The organism is Conexibacter woesei DSM 14684, from assembly GCF_000025265.1.
GTDB classification, from domain to species: Bacteria; Actinomycetota; Thermoleophilia; order Solirubrobacterales; family Solirubrobacteraceae; genus Conexibacter; species Conexibacter woesei.
On the sequence record NC_013739.1, the window covers coordinates 3,653,708 to 3,675,115 of the forward strand.

A 21,408-nucleotide genomic window follows, 5' to 3' on the forward strand; every position below is an offset into this window, starting at 1 on the left:
CGCCTCTACTTCAGCGAGAGGGTGGACCAGTCGTTGAAGTACAACGGGTGGAACACCGAGTCGAAGTTCAGCTTGTCGGAGAAGAACTTCGGCACGCTGATCGAGCCGAACACCGCGTTGTACGCTCTCTGCGCGGTGTACTCGTCGAGTGCTCTCCATTCGTCGGCGACGCTGTCCAGCTCGGTCGCGGGGACGGCGTTGAGTCTCAGAAGCTCTCTCTGGATGTGCGGGTCGTCGACCTTCGAGAAGTTCTGGTTGTTGGTCGGCTGGATCGAACGGGCGTCGAGCAGCAGATAGAAGTCCGACGGGTTCGGGAAGTCCTGCAGCCAGTTCGCGAAGCCCGTCTGCGGATCCGTTCTCTCGTTGCCGATCGTCGGGAAGTAGACGGTGTCGGCGATGATTCTCTGCTGCGCGTCGAAGCCGATTCTGTTGAGCATGTCGGTGTAGTAGTCGACGTACTCCTTGCGCGGGCTGCGCTCCTGGCCCCAGACGACGACTCTGGTGCCTTCGAGGCCCTCGTCGCTGATGATTCTGCGCGCGCCCTCGATGTCCGGCGTGTCGCCGTACGGGCACTCCGCGTCGGGGTGGCCGACGATCCCCTCGGGGATGAAGAAGCAGCTCGGCGAGAAGAACCCGCTGGAGAGCCGCACGAGCGCGTCGCGGTCGAGCGCCATGTTGACGGCTTCGCGCGCCTTCTGGTTGTCGAACGGCGGCTTGGTCGTGTTGAGGAAGAAGTAGAACGTCGACGGCACCGGCTTGCGCGCGAAGCGATCTCTCGCCTGGCTCTCGATCTGCGGCAGCAGCGCCGGCGGCAGCGTGTCACCCGGGTCGAAGATGTCGGCCTGGTTGTTGAGCACCTGCTGCGCCTCGGAGTTCGTGTTCGACACGATTCTCACGTTTATCGCGTCGAGGTTGCCGAGCGGGATGTCGGGGATTCTGAACGCGGCGAACGCCGGGTTTCTTCTGACCGTGAACGAACGGTTCGGGACGACGTCGGTCAGCATGTACGCGCCGACGCCGGGAGGCGGATCGGCCGACAGGTTTCTGATCGGCGTGCCGCTCGGGACGAGCGCCAGCGCCGGGAACGCGAGCACGTTGGAGAACGCGCCGTACGCCTCTCTCAGTCTGATCGTGATTCTGCCGGTCGCGTCGCTGGCAGTGATGCCGGAGACTCTTCTGGCTCTGCCTTCGTCGAACTCCTGCGCGCCGACGACGTAGTTGGTGACGAACGATCTGCCGCCCCACGGGATCTTGATCATGCGCTCGACGGAGTACGGGAAGTCAGTCGCTCTGACGGGCGTGCCGTCGGAGTATCTGAGGTCTCTGCGCAGCGTGAAGTCGTACGTTCTGCCGTCCTGGCTGATTCTCGGCAGCGCGTCGGCGAGGCCCGGGATCAGCTCCGTGCCGGCCTGGCCCTCCTCGTGCCGGTAGGTCAGGAGACCCGTGTAGCTGATCCAGTGCGGCTCGACCGCCTGGGTCGTGTACGCCAGCTGCGGGTCGAGGTAGTCGGGCGCTGTGCCCATGAGCACCGTCGCGGTGCCCCCCTGTCTTGCCCCTCCGGTGGTCGCGCCGCCGCCACCCGATGTGGTGGATGCCGACGTCGAACCGCCGTCGTCGTCTCCGCCGCACGCAGCGACGGTCACCGCGAGCGCCAGTGCGACCAGCATCGCACCGACGATCCGTGCCCACGTCCTCATGTAGAGCCCTCCTCGTCGTGTAGCTCTCTGTTGAGCTTTTCCTCCGGGCGAGCAATCTAGTCCCCCTCCACTGCGTGAACTGGGCGCGATCAGTTGTTGTTGAGTTGTTGAATTGTGTGCACCAGGTTATGGCGCGAGCAGAGGGTTTGTGCGGGGATTTTCGGGGTAGACGCGGGCGTTCAGGAGGGTGAGGCGTTCACCCATCTGCCGCGGGTGAAGCGGACGAGTGTCAGCAGCAGACGCGCGGCGATCAACGCGACGAGACCGACCCAGACGCCGACGATCCCCCAGTCGAAGACGAGCGAGGCGAGCGCGATCGGCGCCCACACGCCGAGCGCGGCGGCGAGCATCGACCACATCAGGAAGCGCGAGTCGCCGGCGCCGATCAGGATCCCGTCGAGCGCGAAGACCGCGCCGGCCGCCGGCTGCATCAGCGCGAACAGCCACCAGACCGCGCGCGTCCGCTCGATCACCGCCGGATCGTCGGTGAACGCCTGCGGCAGCACGCTGCCGAGCGCGAGCATGACCGCCCCGAGCAGACCACCGAATGCGACCGACCACCAGATCATCCGCGTCGAGGCGGCGTGCGCCTCGAATGCCCGCCCCGCGCCGAGCGCGCGGCCGACGATCACCTGCGCGGCGATCGCGACGGCGTCGAGGATCAGCGCCAGGAACGCCCACAGCTGGAAGGCGATCTGGTGCGCGCCGAGTGACGCGGTGCCGAAGCGCGCGATCACCGCGCTCGCGAGCGCGAACGAGCCGGTCAGTGCGGCGGTGCGGACGAACAGGTGGCCGCCGACGTGCGCGAGCCGGCCGATCGCGGCGCGGTCGGGCCGGCGGGAGTCGGCGGGCGCGCGCAGCAGGTGCCACGCGAACGCGGCGCCCATCCCGGCCTGCGCGATCGCGGTGCCGATCGCCGAGCCGTCCAGGCCCCAGCCGAAGCCGTAGACGAACAGCAGGTCGAGCACGACGTTGACGCCGTTGGCGGCGATCACGATCCGCAGCGGCGTGCGCAGGTCGGCGGTGCCACGCAGGTAGCCCTGGCCGGCGAGCGCGATCAACGCGAACGGCAGCCCGAGCGCGGCGATCCGCAGGTAGCTGACGGCGAAGCCGGCGGTCTCCTCCTCGCCGCCGAAGAGCGCGACGGCAGGCTCCGCGAGCGCGACGATCGCGAGCAGCAGCGCCAGCCCGATCGCGCTTGCGAGCCACAGCGCCTGCGCCGCGATCCGCCCCGCCGCGCGCTCGTCGCCGGCGCCGTGCAGCCGCGCGACCTGCGCCGTCGTGCCGTACGCGAGGAAGTTGAAGAGCGTGAAGCTCGTCGTCAGGATCACGCCCGCGATCCCGAGCGCCGCGAGCTGCGGCGTGCCGAGGTGACCGACGATCGCGGTGTCGACGAGCAGGTAGAGCGGCTCGGCGGCGAGCGCGCCGAGCGCCGGCAGCGCGAGCCGCACCATCTCGCGGTCGCTGGCGTGGATGCGCGGCACGGGGCGGCATCGTGTCACTAGGGTGCGCGACGTGACCGGCTCCCCCACACCCCGCCGCGTCTTCGTGACCGGAGCGCGCGGCTTCATCGGCGCCGCGATCGCCGACCGCTGCCGCGCGGCGGGCGCGGAGGTGCGCGGCGTCGACCAGGTCGCCGACCGCGCGCTCGGCGTCGTCGCCGGCGACGTCGCGACGCCGGGCGAGTGGCAGCGGCACGCGGCCGGCTGCGACCTCGTCGTGCACACGGCGGCGGTCGTCTCCAACGCGCTCGGGCAGGACGCCTCGTGGCGCGTGAACGTGCTCGGCACCCGCCAGGTGCTCGACGCCGCCGTGCGCGGCAGCGCCGCGCGCTTCGTCCACCTCTCCTCCGTGCGCGCGTTCTCCGACCTCGGCTTCCCCGCCGGCGTCGACGAGCGGCACCCCGTCCGCACCGACGGCGCCGCGTACGTCGACACGAAGATCGCCAGCGAGCACGTCGTCCTGCAGGCGCACGCGGCCGGCGAGCTGGCGTGCACGATCGTGCGGCCGGGCGACGTCTACGGGCCGGGCTCGCAGCCATGGGTCGTCAAGCCGCTGGAGCTGATCCGCAAGCGCACGTTCGCGCTGCCGGCGCTCGGCCGCGGCCGCTTCAGCCCCGTCTACGTCGAGGACCTCGTCGACGGGATCGTCCTCGCCGCGGCGGCGCCGGCGGCCGGCGGGCAGGTGCTGACGCTGTCCGGCGCCGCGACCGTCTCGACGCGCGAGTTCTTCGCCCACCACCACCGCTGGCTCGGCGTCCGCGGGCCGCTGCTGCTGCCGACGCCGGTCGCGCTGGCGATCGCCCACTCGGCGGCCGGCGTCAACCGCGTGCGCCGCGTCGAGTCGGAGGTCAACCCGATCTCGATGCGCTACTTCGCGCGGCGCGGCGGCTACTCGATCGCGAAGGCCCGCGCGCTGCTCGGCTACGACCCGGCGGTGACGCTCGAGGACGGCATGCGGCGAACCGAGGCGTGGGTGCGCGCCAACGCGCTCGTGTGACGAACACCGCATGCGACGCTCGCTTCGCGGGTAGCTGATTGAACGTGACCGACAGACTCGGTCATGCAATCAATTGAGGAGGAATCGCACATGCTGTGGCTCATCTTGGGAATCGTGCTGCTCATTCTCGCCATCGCTGGTGGCGCGATCGTCAACCCGATCCTGTTCGTCCTCGGCATCGTCGCGATCGTGGTCTTCCTGACCGGCTGGCGCGGCCGCAGCGCGGCGGTCTGACCGGCGCGACGGCCCGCGCGTCACTCGTCGTGCGGGCCGTTCTTGGGCTCGAAGGTGACCTCGACGCGCGCGCCCTCCTTGCGCTCCTCGACGCGCGCGGAGGCGCGCATCGCCTTCACGTCGGCGGAGGTGACGGGGTCGAACAGCCCGCGCGGCCACAGCCTGCGCACGCGCACGACGTTCGCCTCGGCGGCGTAGAGCAGGATCTGGCCGCCGAGGTAGAGCCACGACAGCAGACCGATCACGATCGCGAAGAAGCCGTACGTCGCGCTCGCACGGGCGACGACCTTGTTGACGTAGATCGCGCCGAGCGTCTGCAGCGCCGCCCATCCGACCGCGGCCAGGAAGATGCCCATCCACAGGTCGCGCGTCGGGATCTCCTTGTGCGTCAGCAGCCGGAAGCTGGCCCAGAAGAGCCCAACGTCGAGCAGCAGCGTCAGCGCGAAGCCCGACGCCTTCACGCCGACGCTGTCGAGCCCGCCGACCAGCAGGCCGACGCCGACCGTGATCGCGATGTTGAGCGCGCCGAGCACGCCCAGGACCAGCAGGCCGCGCAGGCGGGCCATGAAGAAGTCGCGCCGCTCGCGGTGCGGGATGTCCCACACCTGGTCCATCGCGCGCTGCGCCGCGAGCGTCACGCCGAGCCCGGCCCACAGCGCGCCGAGCGAGCCGATCACGAGCGCCGCGGTGTCGCCTCTGAGCGCGCCGATCTGGATGTCCTCGCCGATCACGGGGAACTGGCCGAGCGTCGAGTCGACGATGCGGTCGTACCACTCCTGGTTGCCCGCGAGCACGTAGCCGAGCACGGTCACGAGCACGAGCAGCAGCGGGAAGATCGAGAAGAAGCCGTAGTAGGCGATCAGCGCCGCGAGGTGACCGGCCTGGTCGTCGGAGAACTTCTTCACGACCGCGAGCGGGAACCCCAGCACCGGCTTGCGGCGCTGGAGTCGGTCGAACGCACGCACGGGCCGCAGGAGATCCATTGGCGGAGTTGTACCCGGCGCGCCGGTCCGCGTGGGGCGCCGCGGTTGCGGGAAACGTGAGGCGATGGCCCGCACGCGACGCGTCGACTGCTCCGGTCCCGGGATCGCCCGGCTGCGCCGCGGCCGGGGCTTCAGCTACGTCGGCGCCGACGGCGAGCGGATCGAGGACGACGCGACCGTCGACCGCATCCGCGCGCTCGCGATCCCGCCCGCGTGGACGGAGGTGTGGATCTGCTCCGACCCGCTCGGCCACATCCAGGCGACCGGCGTCGACGCCGCCGGCCGCAAGCAGTACCGCTACCACGACGGCTGGCGCAGACGCCGCGACGCCGCCAAGTTCGACGCGATGGTCGCGTTCGCCCGCGCGCTGCCGGCGCTGCGACGACGGGTGCGCGACGACCTCCGCGGCGACGCGCTCGACCGCACGCGCGTGCTCGCCTGCTGCGTGCGGCTGCTCGACGTCGGCTTCTTCCGCATCGGCAGCGAGGACTACGCCGAGCAGAACGAGACGTACGGCCTGACGACGCTGCTGAGACGGCACGTCCGCTTCGACGGCGACGTGATCGTCTTCGACTACCCCGCCAAGGACGGCCTGCGCCGCGTGCAACAGGTGCTCGACGACGACGCCGCCGAGATCGTGCACGCGCTGAGGCGGCGGCGCGGCGGCGGGCCGGAGCTGCTGGCGTACAAGCAGCGGCGGCGCTGGGTCGACGTGAAGGCCGACGAGGTGAACGAGTACCTGAAGGACGCGGCCGGCGGCGACTTCACGGCGAAGGACTTCCGCACCTGGAACGCGACCGCGCTGATGGCCGTCGAGCTGGCGGTCCGCGCGGCCGACGCCGGCTCGCGCGCGTCACGCAGACGGATCGTGACCGCGTCGGTCAGAGCCGTCGCGGTGTTCCTCGGCAACACGCCGGCCGTCTGCCGCAGAAGCTACGTCGACCCGCGCGTGATCGACCGCTTCCAGTCCGGCCTCACGCTCGCCGCGGCGCTCGCCGCGCCGGCCGAGCCCGACCCCGACGAGCCCGCCGAGGTGCGGGCGGTCGATGAGCGCGTCCGCCACGCCGTGCTCGACCTGATCGCGGACGGCTGACTACTCAGTCGGCTTTTCAGTCGAACATGGCGCAAGATCGCTGATTGACGTTGGGAGACTCCCCGCCGTCATCGATCGACGGGAGTCACGGATGTCCAGCGGTTTTGGCAGACAAGCAGGGGCGATCGGAGGCGCCGTCGCGCTGTTCGCAGCGGTCGTGCTCGCGGCAGCGGCGCCGGCATCGGCAGCGACGCCGCCGAAGAAGATCTACGCGTGTGTGACGGAGGCGTACAACACACTGAACCTGACGACCAAGAACGGACACTGCCCGGACGGTCAGATCAAGGTCTCGTGGAGCGTCGAGGGCAACCCCGGGCCGCGCGGTCCGCAGGGCGACGCCGGGCCCAGAGGCGCTCCCGGGAGAAGAGGCAGAACCGGTCCCGCTGGTCCAGCTGGTCCCGCCGGTCCGCAAGGCCCGGTCGGCCCCGTCGGCCCCGCCGGCTCGGCCGACACGCCGGCCGAGGTGCTGGCGAAGCTGCTGCAGGTCGACGGCCCCGGCTCCGGCATCGACGCCGAGTTCCTCAACGGCCAGCCGGCGGGCTTCTACCAGCAGCGCGTCAGCGGCAGATGCCCGAGCGGCAACTACATGCAGGAGATCGCGGCCGACGGCACCGTCAGATGCGACAACCCGCTCAGAGCCCCGGTGAGAATCGTGCAGGCCGCCTCGCCCGGCAGCGCGTTGGAGACCTCGATCACCGCCCCGGCCTCGACGTCGACCGTCACCAGCGTCACCCAGCAGGGCATCGGCAACGGCCTCGACGTCAGCCTCACCAACAACGGCGCCGGTGGGCGCGGCGTCTCGGTCGACAACCAGGGCACCGGCCCCGGCGTCTTCGCCAACACGGTCGGCGGCAACTCGATCTGGGGCATCGTCGGCTCCATATCGGCAGCCGCCCTGATCGGCGACAGCGGCAGCGGCGAGGCGGTCGTCGGCCGTCAGAACGGCGCGATCTGCGAGAGAAACATAGGCAGATGCAACGGCATAGGCGCGATCGTCGGCCGCCATGACGGCACCGGCGGCTACGGCGTCCGCGGCTTCGTCACCGACCCCAACGGCGCGATCGGCGTGATCGGCCAGGCCGGCATCTCCGGTGGCACCGGCACCGGCGTGCGCGCCGAGAACGTCAACGCCGCCAACAACGACAACGCGCTCGAGGCCGTCACCATCGGCAACGGCTCGGCGCTCTTCGCACAGGGCAGAACGACCGCCGCCACGTTCAACGGCGCCGTTCAGATCAACGGCGACCTCACCGTCACGGGCACCAAGAGAGGGTTCCAGATCGACGACCCGCGGGCACCGACCGAGCGCACGCTCACCCATACGCCGGTCGAGTCCGACACGATGTCGGTCACCTACAGCGGCAACGTCACGACCGACGGCGACGGCCGCGCGACGGTGAGACTGCCGTCGTACGCGACCGCGATCGCAGGGGACTGGAGCTACCAGCTGACCCCGATCGGCCGCTTCGGCCAGGCGATCGTCGCGCGCGAGGTCGACGGTGACGGCAGCTTCGCGATCCGTACCGAGCACGGCGACACGAAGGTCTCGTGGACGGTCGTGGGCGTGCGCAACGATCCCCAGGCCAGACGCGACGCGATCGACCCGGTGCAGGAGAAGCGCGGCGCCGAGCGCGGCAGATACATCGACCCGTCGCTCTACGGCAAGCCCGCGTCGAAGAGCAGCATCAGACACATCAGCCCGAAGGGGCGGTCGACGAGCGCCCGGGCCGCGGGCGCCGGCCCGCGCCTCGCGTCCGAGCGCTGAGCGCCGACCCGTCGCCCGCCGCGCTCACGCGCGGCGGGCGACGAGGTTGAGGCGGACGTAGTCCAGCTCGGAGTCGGCCGCGACCTGCGCGACGAAGTCGTCGTGCAGGTCGGCGGGCAGGCGTTCGAGGTGGGAGCCGAGCACGACGGTCGCGTAGAACTCGTGCCTGTCCTCGACCTCGACCGGCCACGGCTGCAGCCAGCAGTCGCCGACCGCGAAGCCCGCCGCCTCCAGCCGCGCGCGCGTCGCCTCGGCGGAGGCGTAGTTCCACGGTCCCGCCCAGCCGCCGAGGTACGGCGCGAACGGCTCGCGCTCGGACAGCCGCGCCACCGCGGCGACGACCGAGGCGACGTTGCCCTCGCCGCCGCACTGCGCGACGAACTGGCCGCCGGGCCGCAGCGCGGTGTGGACGCGGCGGAAGAGCGCGTCGTGATCGGCGATCCAATGGAACGTCGCGGTCGAGATCGCGGCGTCGGCCGGCCGCGGGACGTCGGGATGGGCGGCGAGGTCCAGCGCGACGAGGTCGGACTGGATCACCGTCGCGCGCGTGCCGGCACCGGCCAGCTCGGCCCGCGCCCGCTCGACCATCGCGGCGGAGCCGTCGACCGCGACGACGCGGCCGGCCGGCAGCCGCTCCAGCAGTGCGCGCGTGATGCGGCCGGTTCCGCAGCCGAGGTCGAGCACGGTCTCCTCGCCGCGCAGCTCGAGCCGGTCGAGGACGGCTCTGCCCCAGTCCTGGTGGGGCGTCGAGACCTGGTGGTAGCTGGCGGCGTTCCAGTCGCGGGGTGTCATCGCGAGACCTCCTCCTCTGCGGTATCCGCTATCACGTACAAACGTCTTCTATACCGTACACGATCGCGACGTGAGGCAGTTTGGGGCCCCAATAGGGACCCAAACGACCGCAGGTCCAGGTCGGAACGAGCGGCCGGCGGCAGTCAGTCGGCGTGGCTGCCGAGCGCGGTCGCGAGCACGACGAGCGCGATCCCGATCGACTCGGCGACGCCCGGCACCTGACCGAGCACGACGAGGCCGGCGAGCGTCGCGGTCGCGGGCAGCAGCGCCAGCAGCAGCGCGAAGCGGGCGCGCGGCAGGCGGACCATCGCGACCTGGTCGAGCGCGTACGGGATCACGCTCGACATCAGGCCGACGCCGAGGCAGGCGGCCAGCAGCGGCAGCGACAGCAGCGCGTCGCCGGCGATCGGCGCGGCGACCGGCGCCAGCGCCAGCGCGCCGATCGCCATCGCGGCGGCGAGCCCGCGGCGGGCGCCGAGCGCCGCGTCGGCCGCCACGCGATGGCCGAGCACGATGTACAGCGCCCACATCGCGCCGGCGCCGAGCGCGAGCGCGACGCCGAGCGGGCTGCCGCTGACGTGGACGTCGCTCAGCAGCAGCACGCCCGCGGTCGCGACGCCGAGCGCGAGCGCGTCGCGGCGGGTGCGCGAGCCGAGCGCGGTGACCGCGATCGGGCCGGCGAACTCGAGCGCGACGGTCGTGCCGAGCGGCAGGTGGTCGATCGCGAGGTAGAAGGCGGTGTTCATCGCCGTCAGCGCCAGCCCGAAGGCGGTGACGAGAACGAGCCGCGGGCGCGTCCAGCGCGCGCCGCCGGCGAGCCGCCACGGCCGCGCCCACACGACCAGCACGACCGCGGCCGCCAGCACGCGCAGCCACGCGACGCCGAGCACCGGCACGCGTTCGAACAGCAGCACCGCCAGCGCCGCGCCCGCGTACTGCGTCAGCGCGCCGGCAGCGAACAGCAGCTGCGGCGGCGTCCGCCAGGCGAGCGACCGCACCCCGCCGGCCGCGCCGGCCCCGCCGGCCGCGCCAGCCCCGCCAGCCGTGCCAGCCGCGCCGGCCCCGCCGCCGGCGCCCCGCTCGCCACCCGCCGCGTCCGGCTCGGCGCCCCGTTCGCCGCCCAGCCCGCCGCCCACGGCGTCAGAGCCCGAGCGCGTCCGCCTCGCCCAGCGGCAGCCGCTCGTCCAGGCGCGTGACGCGCAGCAGCCGGTCGACCTCGGCGCCGCCGCGCACGAGCGCCAGCTCGTAGCCGCCGCGCTGGGCGCGATCGTGCTCGGCGACGAGCAGCCGCAGCCCCGAGGAGTCCATGAAGCTGAGCGGGCGCAGGTCGATCAGCAGCCGCGCGAAGCCGTCGTGCTCCCGCAGGGCCGCGGCCAGCTGCGGGACGGTGGCGACGTCGAGCTCGCCCGAGGGCGTCGCGACGAGCGTCTCGCCGCGCCGCTCCACCGCGACGCAGAACAGCGGGTTCGGTTCAAGGGAGGTCATCGCCCTGACCTGTACCCCGCAGCCGCACGGTCGATGCCCGCTGACCTCCCGAGGTTGCCCGATCGCGAGATGCGGGTAGCGACGGGACAGCCACATGAATGCCGACGCACGCATCTCCCCCCGGCGCTCCCACCACCGGCGTCATCAGCCTGCCGGTGAGGCCGAGCGCACCGACGGCTCCGACGGGGCGCTCCCCGGCGGCCTCGCGTTGACGCTGCCGGCGACCTCCGAGGCGCCGACGCTCGCCCGCCGCGCCGCCGGCCACTCGCTCGCGCATTGGACGCAGGACCGCCGCGACGCGGCGCTGCTCGTGATCTCCGAGCTGGTCACGAACGCCGTCCGCCACGGCAGCGCCGACCGCAGCGACCAGGTGACGCTGCGCGTCCGCCGCCGCGGCCTGACGACGCGAATCGAGGTGACCGACGCGCGCTCGCGCGACGGCACGCTCGAGCTCGACGGCGACGAGCCGCTCGACGGCGCGGACCGGCGCTCCGGCTGGGGCTTGCCGATCGTCGCCGAGCTGAGCGACCGCTGGGGCGTCGAGCGCGGACCGGGCCGCACATGCGTGTGGTGTGAAATCGACGTGTAGCGCGTCGCGCTGGCGCATATCCTTCCGCACGTGAACGGGGCGCAAGGCGGGACACGAGACGACGGCGCGCGAACGGACCCGACGTTCGCCGAGCGCTATCGGCGCGCCTTCCTGACCTACCTCCAGTCCGGCGACGAAGCCCACGTCGCGCCCGCCTACGAGCTCAGCCGCGAGGCGGTCGGCGGCCGCCTCAGCCTGCTGGAGCTGGCCGAGGCGCACCGCCACGCCGTCGCCGAGGGCGTCCTGCCCGAGCGCGACGCGGCCCGCCAGCAGCTGCTCGCCGAGCGCGCCGCCGACTTCCTGCGCGAGAGCCTCGCGACGTTCGAGATCGCGCACCGCGGCTACCTCGAGGTGCAGGAGGTCGCGCGCCTGGAGCACGAGCACGCGCGCCAGCTGCAGTCGGTCGCGGAGGTGTCGGTCGCGCTCAACGCCGCGCTGCCGGTCGCCGACGTGATCGAGCTGGTGACCGCGGAGGCGCGGCACGTGCTCGGCGCCCGCTCGGCGCGCGCGCATCTGGAGCTGCCCGGCTCGCAGCCCCGCCGCACGATCACCGCCACCTCCGGCGAGGCGCCGGCGGCCGGCGCGGCGGCCGGCGCCGGCGCGCTGCGCGCGAGCCTCACAGGCCGCCGCGGGCTCGTCGTCGGCGAGATCGAGGTGTTCGGGGCCGCCGACGCCGACGCCGGCGCGGAGGCGATCCTCGTCCAGCTCGCGCAGGTCGCCTCCGCCGCGATCGGCAACGCGCAGCTGTACGGGCTCGAGCGCGAGATCGCCGAGACGCTCCAGCGCAGCCTGCTGCCGCAGACGCTGCCGCGGATCGAAGGGCTCGACATCGAGGCGCGCTACTGCGCCGCGGGCGACGGGATGGTCGTCGGCGGCGACTTCTACGACGTCTTCAAGACGAACGGCACCGCGCTGGGGATCGTGATCGGCGACGTCTGCGGCAAGGGCCCGCACGCGGCGGCGCTGACCGCGCTCGCGCGCTACACCCTGCGCGCCGCCGCGCTGTGGGAGCGCAGGCCCGAGCGGGTGATGGCGATACTCAACGAGGCGATCCTCGACCAGAGCGCCGACCACCGCTTCTGCACCGCGATCTTCGGCCAGCTCCACCGCACGACCGACGGCGGCGCGCGGATCGACTTCGTCACCGCCGGCCACCCGCTGCCGCTCGTGCGGCGCGCCGGCGGCACGGTCGAGACGGTCGGCTCGCACTCGACGCTGCTCGGCGTCGTGCCGGACCCGGCGCTGCACACCGACACCGTCACGCTCGCGCCGGGCGACCTGCTGCTGCTCTTCACCGACGGCGCGACCGAGGTCCGCCGCCGCGGCCGCGAGGTCTTCGGCCTCCCCCAGCTGCAGGCGCTGCTGGGCGAGATCGGCGAGGTCTCGGCCGCGAAGGCCGCCGAGCGCGTCGAGGACGCGGTCCTGAACGCTTCGGGCGGCCCGCCGCGCGACGATCTCGCGATCGTCGCGGTGAAGATCCCGGCGAGAGCCACATGAGAGACTTCGCGACGCATCGATCCGGATCGAGGACGGGGAATGGCTGAACGACGGAGAGCGCAGCGCAGAGCGAGACGGCCGGCGGCGAGAGCAGCCGCTGCCGCTGCGGCCGCTGCCGGCGCGAGAACCGGCGAGTCGAGCGCGTCACTGCTGCGCGAGCTGGTCGCCCACCTGCGGCGCAACCGCACGCAGCTGCGCGAGGAGTGGGCGCGCCGCATCACGAACGCCCAGCTGCTCACGGCGATGACCTCGGAGGAGATCTTCGCCGAGGCGACCTCCGTCTACGACAACTACATCGAGGTGCTCGAGACCGGCTCGGTCGAGGCACTCCAGGACTACGCCCGCAACCTGTCGGAGCGGATCATCCCGCGCGGCGTCGAGACCGACGAGGTGCTCGGGATCGTGCTGCTCCTGCGCGACGTGCTGGCGCGCTCGCTGTTCGAGAAGTACCAGTCGGACTTCGAGCTGCTCAACCGCGTGCTCGACGCGTACGAGCCCGCGGCGAACCGGATCGCCAACACCGTCGGCGTCTCGTTCGTGCAGGAGCGCGAGCGGATCATCCGCCAGCAGCAGGAGGCGATCCGCGAGCTGTCGACGCCGGTCCTCCAGGTGCGCGAGCGGCTGCTGATCCTCCCGATCATCGGCGTGCTCGACTCGCAGCGCGCGCGGCAGGTGACCGAGCAGCTGCTGCGCGGGATCCGCACCAACCGCGCGAAGGTCGTCGTGATCGACATCACCGGCGTGCCGACGATCGACCAGACGGTCGCGAACCACCTGCTGCAGACGGTCGAGGCGTCGCGGCTGATGGGCGCGAGCGTGATCATCACCGGCCTCTCGTCCGAGATCGCCCAGACGCTCGTCACGATCGGCGTCGACCTGTCGAAGGTCAACGCGGTCGGCGACCTCCAGGGCGGCATCGAGGAGGCCGAGCGGCTGCTCGGCTACGAGGTCACGGTCCGCGCGGAGTCGGCCGAGCCGCTGCGCTAGACGTGCCGGTCCCGATCCTCAAGCAGGGCGCCGTCCTGATCGCGTCGATCCAGACGGCGCTGACGGACACCGACGTGCTGCGGCTGCAGGACAAGCTGATGGAGCAGATCGGCCGCTACCGCTCGCGCGGGATCGTCGTCGACGTGACGGCGCTCGACGTGATGGACTCGTTCGTCTCGCGCTCGCTCAGGGGGATCGCGCACATGACGCGGCTGCGCGGCGCCGAGACGGTGATCGTCGGCATCCAGCCGGAGGTCGCGTTCGCGATGGTCCAGCTCGGCACGTCGATGGAGGACGTGCACACGGCTCTCGACCTCGAGGAGGGCCTCGCCCTGCTCGAATCGCTCGGCGGGGAGGCCGAGCGCCGCGGTGGCTCCTGACGGAGAGGTGCGCGTCGAGATCGCCTCCGACGACGACGTCGTCGCCGCCCGCCAGGCCGGCCGCCGGCTCGCCGAGTCGCTCGGCCTCGCGACGACCGACCTGACGCTCGTCGCGACGGCGATCTCCGAGGTCGCGCGCAACATCACCGCGTACGCCGGCAGCGGCGAGATCGTCGTCCGCCGCGTCGAGCTGCGCGGGCGCAGCGGGATCGAGGTCGTCGCACGCGACGAGGGCCCTGGGATCGACGACATCGAGCGCGCGCTGCAGGACGGCTACACGACCGGCGGCGGGCTCGGGCTCGGGCTGCCGGGCGCGCGACGGCTGATGGACGACTTCGCGATCAGCTCGCGCGTCGGAGCGGGTACCACCGTGACGATGACGAAATGGGTGCCGTACTGACCGTGAGCTCCGAGCGCGCGCTGCATCCCGACGTCTCCGTCGCGCTCGCGCAGGTGAACGCCGCGGGCGAGAGCGTCTCCGGCGACGTGCCGGTCGCGGTCCGCTGCCGCGACGGCCTGCTCGTCGCCGCGATCGACGGCCTCGGCCACGGCGCTCCCGCGCGCGAGGCGGCGACGCGCGCCGCCGCGGTGCTGGCGGACGGCTGCGACGAGCCGCTGCCGGCGCTGATCGAGCGCTGCCACGCGGCGCTGGCGGGCACGCGCGGCGCGGCGCTGACGGTCGCGCGGATCGACGCGCGCGACCATTCGCTGACGTGGCTGGGGATCGGCAACGTCAACGGCGTGCTGGTGCCGGCGGTCGACGGCGCGGCGGCGCCGGAGGCGCTGCTGCTCGCCGGGGTCGTCGGCGACCAGCTGCCCCAGCTGGTGCCGGTGACGCTGCCGCTCGTCGCCGGCGACACCGTGCTGCTGGCGACCGACGGCGTCGACGACGCGATCGCCGACGGGCTGCGCGTCCGCGGCGCGCTCGGCCCGCTCGCCGACGGCCTGCTGCAACGCCACCGGCGTGGGCCGTCCGACGACGCGCTCGTGCTGCTCGCGCGCTTCGAGCCCGGCTCCGGCGCCGCCGGATCGACCGCCGCTATCCTGAGTTAGATGGAACTCGAACTCTGGCTCGACGTCGTGTGCCCCTGGTGCTACCTCGGCAAGCGGCGCCTCGACGCCGCCCTGGAGCGCTTCGACGCGCGCGACCAGATCACGCTCGTCCACCGCAGCTTCGAGCTGGACCCCGACGCGCCGCGCCGCCGCGAGGGAACGCTCGCCGAGATGCTCGCGGCGAAGTACGGCGGCAGCGTCGCGGAGGCCGAGGCGCGCCAGGCGCAGCTGACCGAGCTGGGCCGCGAGGACGGGATCGCCTTCAGATTCGAGCGCGCGCAGCCGGGCAACACGTTCGACGCCCACCGCCTCATCCACCTCGCCGCGTCGATCGGCGCGCAGGAGGCGGTCGTCGAGCGGCTGATGCGCGGCTACTTCGGCGAAGGGCTCGCGATCGGCGACCCCGCCGAGCTGGTCGCGGCCGTCGCCGACGCCGGGCTCGACGCGGCGACGGCGCGCGAGGCGCTCGACGGCGACGATTTCGCCGCCGCCGTGCGCGCGGACGAGGAGCGCGGGGCGGCGCTCGGCATCCGCGGCGTCCCGTTCCTCGTGCTCGACGGCCGCTACGGTCTCTCCGGCGCGCAGCCGGTCGACGCGTACCTCCAGGCGGTCGAGCAAGCGTGGGGTGAGCGCGCCGCGGTCGCGTAGGATCGCTCCTTCACCGTCAGCTTCTCGGGGAGGAAGTGGATGCCTCAGCTGTGGAGGACGGCCGCGGGTGCGGTCGTCGGCGTGATCGCGACGGCGCTGGTCGTCGCGCTGCTGCCGGGCGCCGCCGTCGCGGCGCCGAGAAGACCGCGTGACCGCACCTGCGGGACGCTCGCGAGACCGCGGATCGTCGACATCGTCGCCGAGGGCGTCACGTGCAGAGTGGCGCTGGAGATCGTCGGAAAGCACGCCAGATCCGCGGCGCGCAGAGGCGCGTGCGATCCCGCGCGCACGCCCGCGTCGTGCAGACTGCGGCCGTTCGAATGCGTCGCGAAGACGTTCGACGACATCGGCACGCGCGTGATCTGCTTCACGACCGCCGACGACAGGAAGGTGACGTTCCGCTACCCGCGGTGAGCGTCACGGTCCCGTGGGACCCCGGCGCGCTCCGCCGCATGGGCGCGCGGTCGCTGGGGTAGATCCCCACGAGATGCCTGCAGACCCGTCCCAGCGCCCGGCGCCGGAGCGCGCCCCGGCACAGCCTCCCGCGGACCACGTCGCCGACGACACGCTCGACGCGCTGCAGCTGTTCCTGCGGCGCGCGAGCCGCTACCCGCTGCTGACGCCGGCCGAGGAGCTGGCGCTCTCGCGCCGGATCGAGCGCGGCGACCTCGCCGCGAAGGAGCGGCTCGTGAACCACAACCTGCGGCTCGTCGTCTCGATCGCGCGCCGATTCCAGGGCGTCAGCGAGCTGACGCTGCTCGACCTCGTGCAGGAGGGCGTCGTCGGGCTGATCCGGGCCGCGGAGAAGTTCGACTGGCGCAGAGGTTTCCGCTTCTCGACGTACGCGACGCTGTGGATCCGCCAGGCGATCCAGCGCGGGATCGCCACGCACGGGCGCACGATCCGGCTGCCCGTCAACGTCGCCCAGCGCGAGCGCAAGGTCGCCGCCGCCGCGCGGCGGCTCGAGGCCGAGCTGGGCCGGGCGCCGACGGTCGAGGAGATCTCCTCCGCGTCCGACCTGCCGCCCGACCAGGTCGCCGATCTGCGCGAGGTCTCGCGCACGCTCGCGAGCCTCGACCAGGTCGTGACGGCCGACACCGACACGACGCTCGGCGAGCTGCTGCCGAGCGAGGCGCCGGAGGTCGAGGAGCAGGTCGACGCGCTGCTGCAGGCGGAGACGGTTCGCCGCACGGTCGAGCACCTGCCCTCGCCGCAGCGCGACGTGATCAAGCTGCGCTTCGGGCTGGAGGAGGACCGCACGCCGCTGCCGCACGCGCAGATCGGCCGCCGCCTGGCGCTCGCGACCGCACAGGTGCGCGCGATCGAGCGCGAGGCGCTCGCGCGGCTGGCCAGCCGCGGCGAGCTGGCGGCGCTCGCCGACGCGGCCTAGTTGGCGGCGATCACGTAGCGCACCCGCCCGACGCGGGCGGGGCGCAACCGCCGCGGACGCAGCTCGCAGTGGACGGTCAACCGCACGCCGCCGTCCGTCTCGACGTCGCAGGCGAAGCGCGAGCCGGGATAGGGCCGCGCGTCGCTCGGGACCTCGATCCGGCGCACGACGTGGCCCAGCTCGCCGAGGCGGCGCGCGAGCCGCGGCACGAGCGCCTCGCGCAGCTCCGCGAACAGCAGCAGCTGGCTGTCGTGGCGCCCGTCGCGCATCGCCAGCCGCAGCTCTCCCTCGTCGCGATTGAGGCCCTTCGAGCCGGAATCCATACCCCTGAATTACCAGACTAAGGCCGATCAAGCAACGTTCTCCACTGCTATCTGGTCTTTACACCGTCAGCTGATGTAGACCGGAGCGCCCGGGACTGAAATGTTTCCACCCCATGAGCGCTGTCATTCAATCGAGCGAGCACGAGAGGCTTGGCCGGGCCGTACGCGAGTTGCGTGTCCGGCGCGGTCTATCGCAAGAGCTGCTCGGCTACCGAAGCGGTCTCCACCGCAACTACGTCGGCGCGATCGAGCGGGGCGAGATCAATCCCACGTTCCGCGTGCTGATGAAACTCGCGCACGGTCTCGACTTCGAGTTGTCCGAGATCATGCAGCTCTGGGAGGAGCGCTCTGGCGATCCACCTCCCAGACGACGACGCCGGGTCCGGAGCAGATGAGCGTCCCGATTCAGTGAATCGGGACGCGCTCCCCCGGCGACTGCGCTGGTCCTCCCGTGGCGACCCCTCTCCCCTGCCCGGCATCGAGGGTTTCCCTTGCGCCGCCAGCAGGTAGCCCCATGGAGAGCAGGTGACCCATGAGGAGGACTCAGTGCAGGTCAACGACCTCGACCACGGCCGGCTCCGCCGGCTCGCCGCGCTGCACCCCGAGAACGGATTCAAGGTGCTCAGCGTCTACATGGACCTCGACCCCACTTCGTTCGGGACCCCGCCGGCGCGCGCGTCCCAGGTCTCGTCGCTGGTCGACGAGGCGGAGCGCCGCGCCCGTCACGCCGACCTCGACCACGCCGCGCTGATGGCGCTGCGTGCGGACGTCGGGCGCGTGCGGGAGTACCTGCGCGGCGACTTCTCCGCCAAGGGCGCGCACGCGCTGGCGCTGTTCGCGTCCGAGTCCGCCGACCTGTTCGAGGTGCTGCGCCTGCCCGATCCCGTCCGCCGTGCCGTCGTCGTCAACGGGACGCCGTGGCTGGATCCGCTGATCGGGCACGGCCGCGCACGCCGCTGCATCGCGCTCGTCAGCCGCCGCACGCTGCGGGTCCTCGCCGACACGCCCGACGGCAGCATGGGCGAGATCGCCGCGTTCGCCGACGACGTCCCCAACCAGCACGACAAGGGCGGCTTGTCGCAGGCGAACTACGAGCGCTCGATCGAGGAGGAGGTCCGCAAGCACCTGGAGCACTCGGCGCAGGTGCTCTTCGACCATCTCCAGCGCCACCCGTTCGACGTGCTCGCGGTCGGCGCGACCGCGGAGCTGTATCCCGAGTTCGAGCGCGCGCTGCACTCCTACCTGCGCGAGCGTTCGCTCGGCCGCTTCGACGTCGACGTCGAGCACGCGAGCGCCGAGCAGGCGTACGCCGCCGCGCTGCCGCTGCTGGAGGCGGAGAAGGAGCGCCGCCTGCGCGTCCTGCTCGACCGCCTCAACGCCGGGCTGGCGAACGGCGAGCGCGCGGCCGGCGGGCTCGGCGCCGTGCTCGACGCGCTCAACGAGCGCCGCGTCGAGACGCTGCTCTACGAGGCCGGCTTCGCCTCCCCCGGCTACGTCTGCCCGCAGTCGGGCTGGCTCGGCATCGGCCCGACCGACTGCCCATCGGGCGAGGAGCGTGCGGAGCGGCGCGAGAACGTGCTGGAGGACGCGATCGCCGCCGCGATCGTCCAGAACGCCGACGTGCGCTCGCTGCGCGACCGTCCGGAGCTGGGCCCGCACGGCGGGATCGCCGCCCTGCTGCGGTTCTGAGCGGCGCAGCGCTCCCTCACGCGGTCGCTTCGGCGACCCTGCGCAGGCGTTCGAGCGTGCGCCGCAGCAGGCGCGAGATCTGCATCTGGGAGACGCCGAGCCGGGCGGCGATCTCGCTCTGCGTGCGGTCCTCCTCGAAGCGCAGCCGCAGGATCTCGCGCTCGCGCACCGGCAGCGCGTCGAGCGCGCCGGCGATCGCTTCCCGGTACTCGACCAGCTCGAGCCGGGAATCGTCGGCGCCGAGCGAGTCGACGAGCGCGTCGCGCTCGCCGTCGGCGCTCGGGCGCGGCGCGTCGAGCGAGACGGTGTCGGTCGCGCGTGCGGCCGCCATCGCCTCGACGACCTCCTCGACCGTCAGCTTCAGCTGCTCGGCGATCTGCGCCGGCGTCGGTGCGGCGCCCTGGGCGACCTGCAGCCGGTCCGCCGTTCTGTCGACCGCCAGCGCCCGCTCCTGCAGCCCGCGCGGCACGTGCAGCGCCCAGCCGTTGTCGCGGAAGTAGCGCCGCAGCTCGCCGAGCATCACCGGCACCGCGTAGCTGGCGAATGCGGTCGTGCGCCGCACCTCGAAGCGGTCGACCGCTTTCACGAGCCCGACGGACGCGACCTGGACGAGGTCGTCGAGCGGCTCGCGGCCGTGGTAATAGCGCAGCGCGAGCTGGCGGGCGAGCGGCAGGAAGCGCGTGATCAGCTCTTCGCGCGCACGCTCGTCGCCGCGCAGGTGGTAGCGCTCCAGCAGCCGTCGCGTCCCGTGGATCTGATCGCTGGTACGGCGGTCCCCCTTGCCCTCGCCGCGCTGCCGCAGAGCGTGCGGCCGTCGCGCCGAACTGATTGGCGGCATGTCTTTGCGCTACCCGAGCGCCGTCAGGTTGAGCACCGTAGGCGCGGGGTAAGGTCAGCGCGTGAACCTCGACCCCGCGCCGGCCACGAGCCCTCGCCTGTTCGACGCGATCGTGGTCGGGGGCGGCCCCGCCGGGGAGGTCTGCGCCGGCAAGCTCGCCGGTGCCGGGCTGGAGACGGCGCTCGTCGAGCGCGAGCTGATCGGCGGCGAATGCTCCTTCTACGCGTGCATGCCGTCGAAGGCGCTGCTGCGGCCGGGCGAGCTGGCGGAGGAGACGCACCGCGTCGTCGGCGTCACCGACGCGACCGTCGAGCCGATCGTCGCGCTGCGCCGTCGCGACGAGGTGATCCACGAGCTGGACGACAGCGGGCAGCTGCCGTGGCTGGAGGATCGCGGGATCACGCTGATCCGCGGCGACGCACGGCTCGACGGCGAACGGCGGCTCGTCGTCGCCACCGGCGACGGAGGCGAGCTGCGACTGCAGGCGCGCCGGGCGATCGTGCTCGCTACCGGCAGCGGCGCGTCGATCCCGCCGGTGCCCGGCCTCGCCGAGATCGAGCCGTGGACCAACCGCGAGATCACGACCGCGCAGCAGGTCCCGCCGCGGATCCTGATCCTCGGCGGCGGCGTCGTCGGCGTCGAGATGGCGCAGGCGTGGTCGAGCTTCGGCGCGCACGTGACGCTGGTGGAGATCGGCGAGCGGCTGATCGCGCAGGAGGAGGAGATCGCCTCCGAGCTGGTCGCCGACGGCCTGCGCGGCCATGGCGTCGACGTCCGGCTCGGCGCGACGGTGTCCGGCGCGCGCCGCGATCCCGACGCCGGCGAGTCGGTCCTGACGCTCGACGGCGGCGAGGAGCTGCGCGCCGAGGTGCTCGTCGTGGCGGCAGGGCGCGCGCCGCGCACGCAGGGGCTCGGGTTGGAGACGGTCGGGCTGGAGCCCGGCAGACACGTCGAGGTCGATGCCCGGCTGCGCGTGCCCGGCAGCGACTGGCTCTACGCGATCGGCGACGTCAACGGCCGCGCGCTGCTGACGCACGAGGGCAAGCTGCAGGCGCGGATCGCCGCGCTCGCGATCGCCGGCAGAGACGACGCCGAGCTGCGCGACGACGGTCCCCCGCCGCGCGTGATCTTCACCTCCCCGCAGGTCGCGGCGGTCGGCATGACGCTCGACCAGGCGCGCGACGCCGGGGTGCAGGCAACGGCGGTCGACGGGCGGATCGACGCGGTCGCAGGAGCGAGCTTCTGGGGCAAGGGCGCGGACGCGCGCGTCCGCTTCGTCGTCGACGAGCGGCGGCGGGTGCTGGTCGGCGCGACGTTCGTCGGGCCGGACGTCGCCGAGATGGTCCACGCGGCCTCGGTCGCCGTCGTCGGCGAGGTGCCGGTCGACCGTCTCGTGCACGCGGCGCCGGCGTTCCCGACGCTCAGCGAGGCGTGGTTGAAGCTGGCCGACTGGGCCGGCACCTGAT

General features: G+C 72.7%; 24 protein-coding genes. 16 read left to right on the forward strand and 8 right to left on the reverse strand.

Going from position 1 to position 21,408, the window contains the following annotated elements:
- Nucleotides 1–5: 5 nt before the first annotated feature.
- Both CWOE_RS17110 and CWOE_RS17115 read right to left on the reverse strand, forming a co-directional pair.
- Nucleotides 6–1,697: an ABC transporter substrate-binding protein gene (locus CWOE_RS17110; protein ID WP_012934894.1), complete on the reverse strand. Its 1,692-nt coding sequence runs from the start codon at nt 1,695–1,697 to the stop codon at nt 6–8.
- Between the two features lie 179 nt (nt 1,698–1,876).
- The gene (locus CWOE_RS17115) at nt 1,877–3,181 is read right to left on the reverse strand and encodes an MATE family efflux transporter (RefSeq protein WP_012934895.1); all 1,305 of its coding nucleotides are present in this window, start codon (nt 3,179–3,181) and stop codon (nt 1,877–1,879) included.
- A gap of 31 nt (nt 3,182–3,212) precedes the next feature.
- Here CWOE_RS17115 and CWOE_RS17120 point away from each other — a divergent pair, with 31 nt between their 5' ends.
- Together CWOE_RS17120 and CWOE_RS33525 are read left to right on the forward strand one after the other, a co-directional pair.
- A complete protein-coding gene (locus CWOE_RS17120; protein ID WP_012934896.1) occupies nt 3,213–4,196 on the forward strand; it encodes an NAD-dependent epimerase/dehydratase family protein in 984 nt (327 codons plus the stop codon).
- Between the two features lie 90 nt (nt 4,197–4,286).
- Entirely contained in the window at nt 4,287–4,430 is a 144-nt protein-coding gene (locus tag CWOE_RS33525; protein ID WP_012934897.1) for a hypothetical protein, read from the forward strand.
- Between the two features lie 20 nt (nt 4,431–4,450).
- Here the strand turns inward: CWOE_RS33525 and CWOE_RS17125 are convergent, their stop codons facing one another.
- Nucleotides 4,451–5,413 (reverse strand): YihY/virulence factor BrkB family protein, encoded by a 963-nt coding sequence (locus CWOE_RS17125; protein ID WP_012934898.1) that lies wholly within the window; start codon nt 5,411–5,413, stop codon nt 4,451–4,453.
- 64 nt (nt 5,414–5,477) lie between these two features.
- Between CWOE_RS17125 and CWOE_RS17130 the strand changes: the two genes are divergently transcribed.
- Together CWOE_RS17130 and CWOE_RS33890 are read left to right on the forward strand one after the other, a co-directional pair.
- Nucleotides 5,478–6,506 (forward strand): DNA topoisomerase IB, encoded by a 1,029-nt coding sequence (locus CWOE_RS17130; RefSeq protein ID WP_012934899.1) that lies wholly within the window; start codon nt 5,478–5,480, stop codon nt 6,504–6,506.
- Nucleotides 6,507–6,597: 91 nt separating this feature from the next.
- Nucleotides 6,598–8,271: a hypothetical protein gene (locus CWOE_RS33890; RefSeq protein ID WP_012934900.1), complete on the forward strand. Its 1,674-nt coding sequence runs from the start codon at nt 6,598–6,600 to the stop codon at nt 8,269–8,271.
- A 24-nt stretch (nt 8,272–8,295) separates the two neighbouring features.
- On the opposite strand, the gene CWOE_RS17140 is transcribed toward CWOE_RS33890, so the two are convergent.
- The 3 genes from CWOE_RS17140 to CWOE_RS17150 form a co-directional block, all read right to left on the reverse strand.
- Nucleotides 8,296–9,063 carry a class I SAM-dependent methyltransferase gene (locus CWOE_RS17140; protein ID WP_012934901.1) on the reverse strand — a complete coding sequence of 256 codons (768 nt, stop codon included), beginning with the start codon at nt 9,061–9,063 and terminating at the stop codon, nt 8,296–8,298.
- A 143-nt stretch (nt 9,064–9,206) separates the two neighbouring features.
- Nucleotides 9,207–10,199: an EamA family transporter gene (locus tag CWOE_RS17145; RefSeq protein WP_012934902.1), complete on the reverse strand. Its 993-nt coding sequence runs from the start codon at nt 10,197–10,199 to the stop codon at nt 9,207–9,209.
- Nucleotides 10,200–10,203: 4 nt separating this feature from the next.
- Nucleotides 10,204–10,548 (reverse strand): STAS domain-containing protein, encoded by a 345-nt coding sequence (locus tag CWOE_RS17150; protein WP_012934903.1) that lies wholly within the window; start codon nt 10,546–10,548, stop codon nt 10,204–10,206.
- Nucleotides 10,549–10,642: 94 nt separating this feature from the next.
- Here CWOE_RS17150 and CWOE_RS17155 point away from each other — a divergent pair, with 94 nt between their 5' ends.
- The 9 genes from CWOE_RS17155 to CWOE_RS17195 all read left to right on the forward strand — a co-directional run bounded on the left by CWOE_RS17155 (nt 10,643) and on the right by CWOE_RS17195 (nt 17,092).
- Complete coding sequence (locus tag CWOE_RS17155; protein ID WP_012934904.1) at nt 10,643–11,137, forward strand: ATP-binding protein; 495 nt, start codon at nt 10,643–10,645, stop codon at nt 11,135–11,137.
- Nucleotides 11,138–11,167: 30 nt separating this feature from the next.
- Nucleotides 11,168–12,634 carry a PP2C family protein-serine/threonine phosphatase gene (locus CWOE_RS30905; protein ID WP_012934905.1) on the forward strand — a complete coding sequence of 489 codons (1,467 nt, stop codon included), beginning with the start codon at nt 11,168–11,170 and terminating at the stop codon, nt 12,632–12,634.
- Nucleotides 12,635–12,673: 39 nt separating this feature from the next.
- The gene (locus tag CWOE_RS17165) at nt 12,674–13,621 is read left to right on the forward strand and encodes an STAS domain-containing protein (protein ID WP_012934906.1); all 948 of its coding nucleotides are present in this window, start codon (nt 12,674–12,676) and stop codon (nt 13,619–13,621) included.
- A 2-nt stretch (nt 13,622–13,623) separates the two neighbouring features.
- The gene (locus CWOE_RS17170) at nt 13,624–14,001 is read left to right on the forward strand and encodes an STAS domain-containing protein (protein ID WP_012934907.1); all 378 of its coding nucleotides are present in this window, start codon (nt 13,624–13,626) and stop codon (nt 13,999–14,001) included.
- Nucleotides 13,991–14,401 carry an ATP-binding protein gene (locus tag CWOE_RS17175; RefSeq protein ID WP_012934908.1) on the forward strand — a complete coding sequence of 137 codons (411 nt, stop codon included), beginning with the start codon at nt 13,991–13,993 and terminating at the stop codon, nt 14,399–14,401. Before CWOE_RS17170 ends, CWOE_RS17175 begins: the two co-directional genes overlap by 11 nt.
- 2 nt (nt 14,402–14,403) lie before the next feature.
- Complete coding sequence (locus tag CWOE_RS17180) at nt 14,404–15,054, forward strand: SpoIIE family protein phosphatase (protein WP_049793312.1); 651 nt, start codon at nt 14,404–14,406, stop codon at nt 15,052–15,054.
- Nucleotides 15,055–15,702, forward strand: coding sequence for a DsbA family oxidoreductase (locus CWOE_RS17185; protein WP_012934910.1), 648 nt, complete (start codon nt 15,055–15,057; stop codon nt 15,700–15,702).
- Nucleotides 15,703–15,741: 39 nt separating this feature from the next.
- Nucleotides 15,742–16,116, forward strand: a complete 375-nt coding sequence (locus CWOE_RS17190) for a hypothetical protein (RefSeq protein ID WP_012934911.1) — start codon at nt 15,742–15,744, stop codon at nt 16,114–16,116.
- A 73-nt stretch (nt 16,117–16,189) separates the two neighbouring features.
- Entirely contained in the window at nt 16,190–17,092 is a 903-nt protein-coding gene (locus CWOE_RS17195) for a sigma-70 family RNA polymerase sigma factor (protein ID WP_012934912.1), read from the forward strand.
- Here CWOE_RS17195 and CWOE_RS17200 read toward each other — a convergent pair.
- Complete coding sequence (locus CWOE_RS17200) at nt 17,089–17,415, reverse strand: hypothetical protein (protein WP_012934913.1); 327 nt, start codon at nt 17,413–17,415, stop codon at nt 17,089–17,091. The two genes, CWOE_RS17195 and CWOE_RS17200, sit on opposite strands and share 4 nt — an antisense overlap.
- A 113-nt stretch (nt 17,416–17,528) precedes the next feature.
- Here CWOE_RS17200 and CWOE_RS17205 point away from each other — a divergent pair, with 113 nt between their 5' ends.
- Both CWOE_RS17205 and CWOE_RS17210 read left to right on the forward strand, forming a co-directional pair.
- Nucleotides 17,529–17,810, forward strand: a complete 282-nt coding sequence (locus tag CWOE_RS17205; protein WP_041730602.1) for a helix-turn-helix domain-containing protein — start codon at nt 17,529–17,531, stop codon at nt 17,808–17,810.
- A 130-nt stretch (nt 17,811–17,940) separates the two neighbouring features.
- On the forward strand, nt 17,941–19,104 hold the full coding sequence (locus tag CWOE_RS17210; RefSeq protein ID WP_041730604.1) for a baeRF10 domain-containing protein: 1,164 nt from the start codon (nt 17,941–17,943) through the stop codon (nt 19,102–19,104).
- A gap of 16 nt (nt 19,105–19,120) precedes the next feature.
- On the opposite strand, the gene CWOE_RS17215 is transcribed toward CWOE_RS17210, so the two are convergent.
- Nucleotides 19,121–19,942 (reverse strand): SigB/SigF/SigG family RNA polymerase sigma factor, encoded by an 822-nt coding sequence (locus CWOE_RS17215; protein WP_012934915.1) that lies wholly within the window; start codon nt 19,940–19,942, stop codon nt 19,121–19,123.
- A gap of 61 nt (nt 19,943–20,003) precedes the next feature.
- On the opposite strand from CWOE_RS17215, the gene CWOE_RS17220 reads away from it, so the two are divergent.
- On the forward strand, nt 20,004–21,407 hold the full coding sequence (locus CWOE_RS17220) for a dihydrolipoyl dehydrogenase family protein (protein ID WP_012934916.1): 1,404 nt from the start codon (nt 20,004–20,006) through the stop codon (nt 21,405–21,407).
- The last annotated feature ends 1 nt before the right edge of the window (nt 21,408 follow it).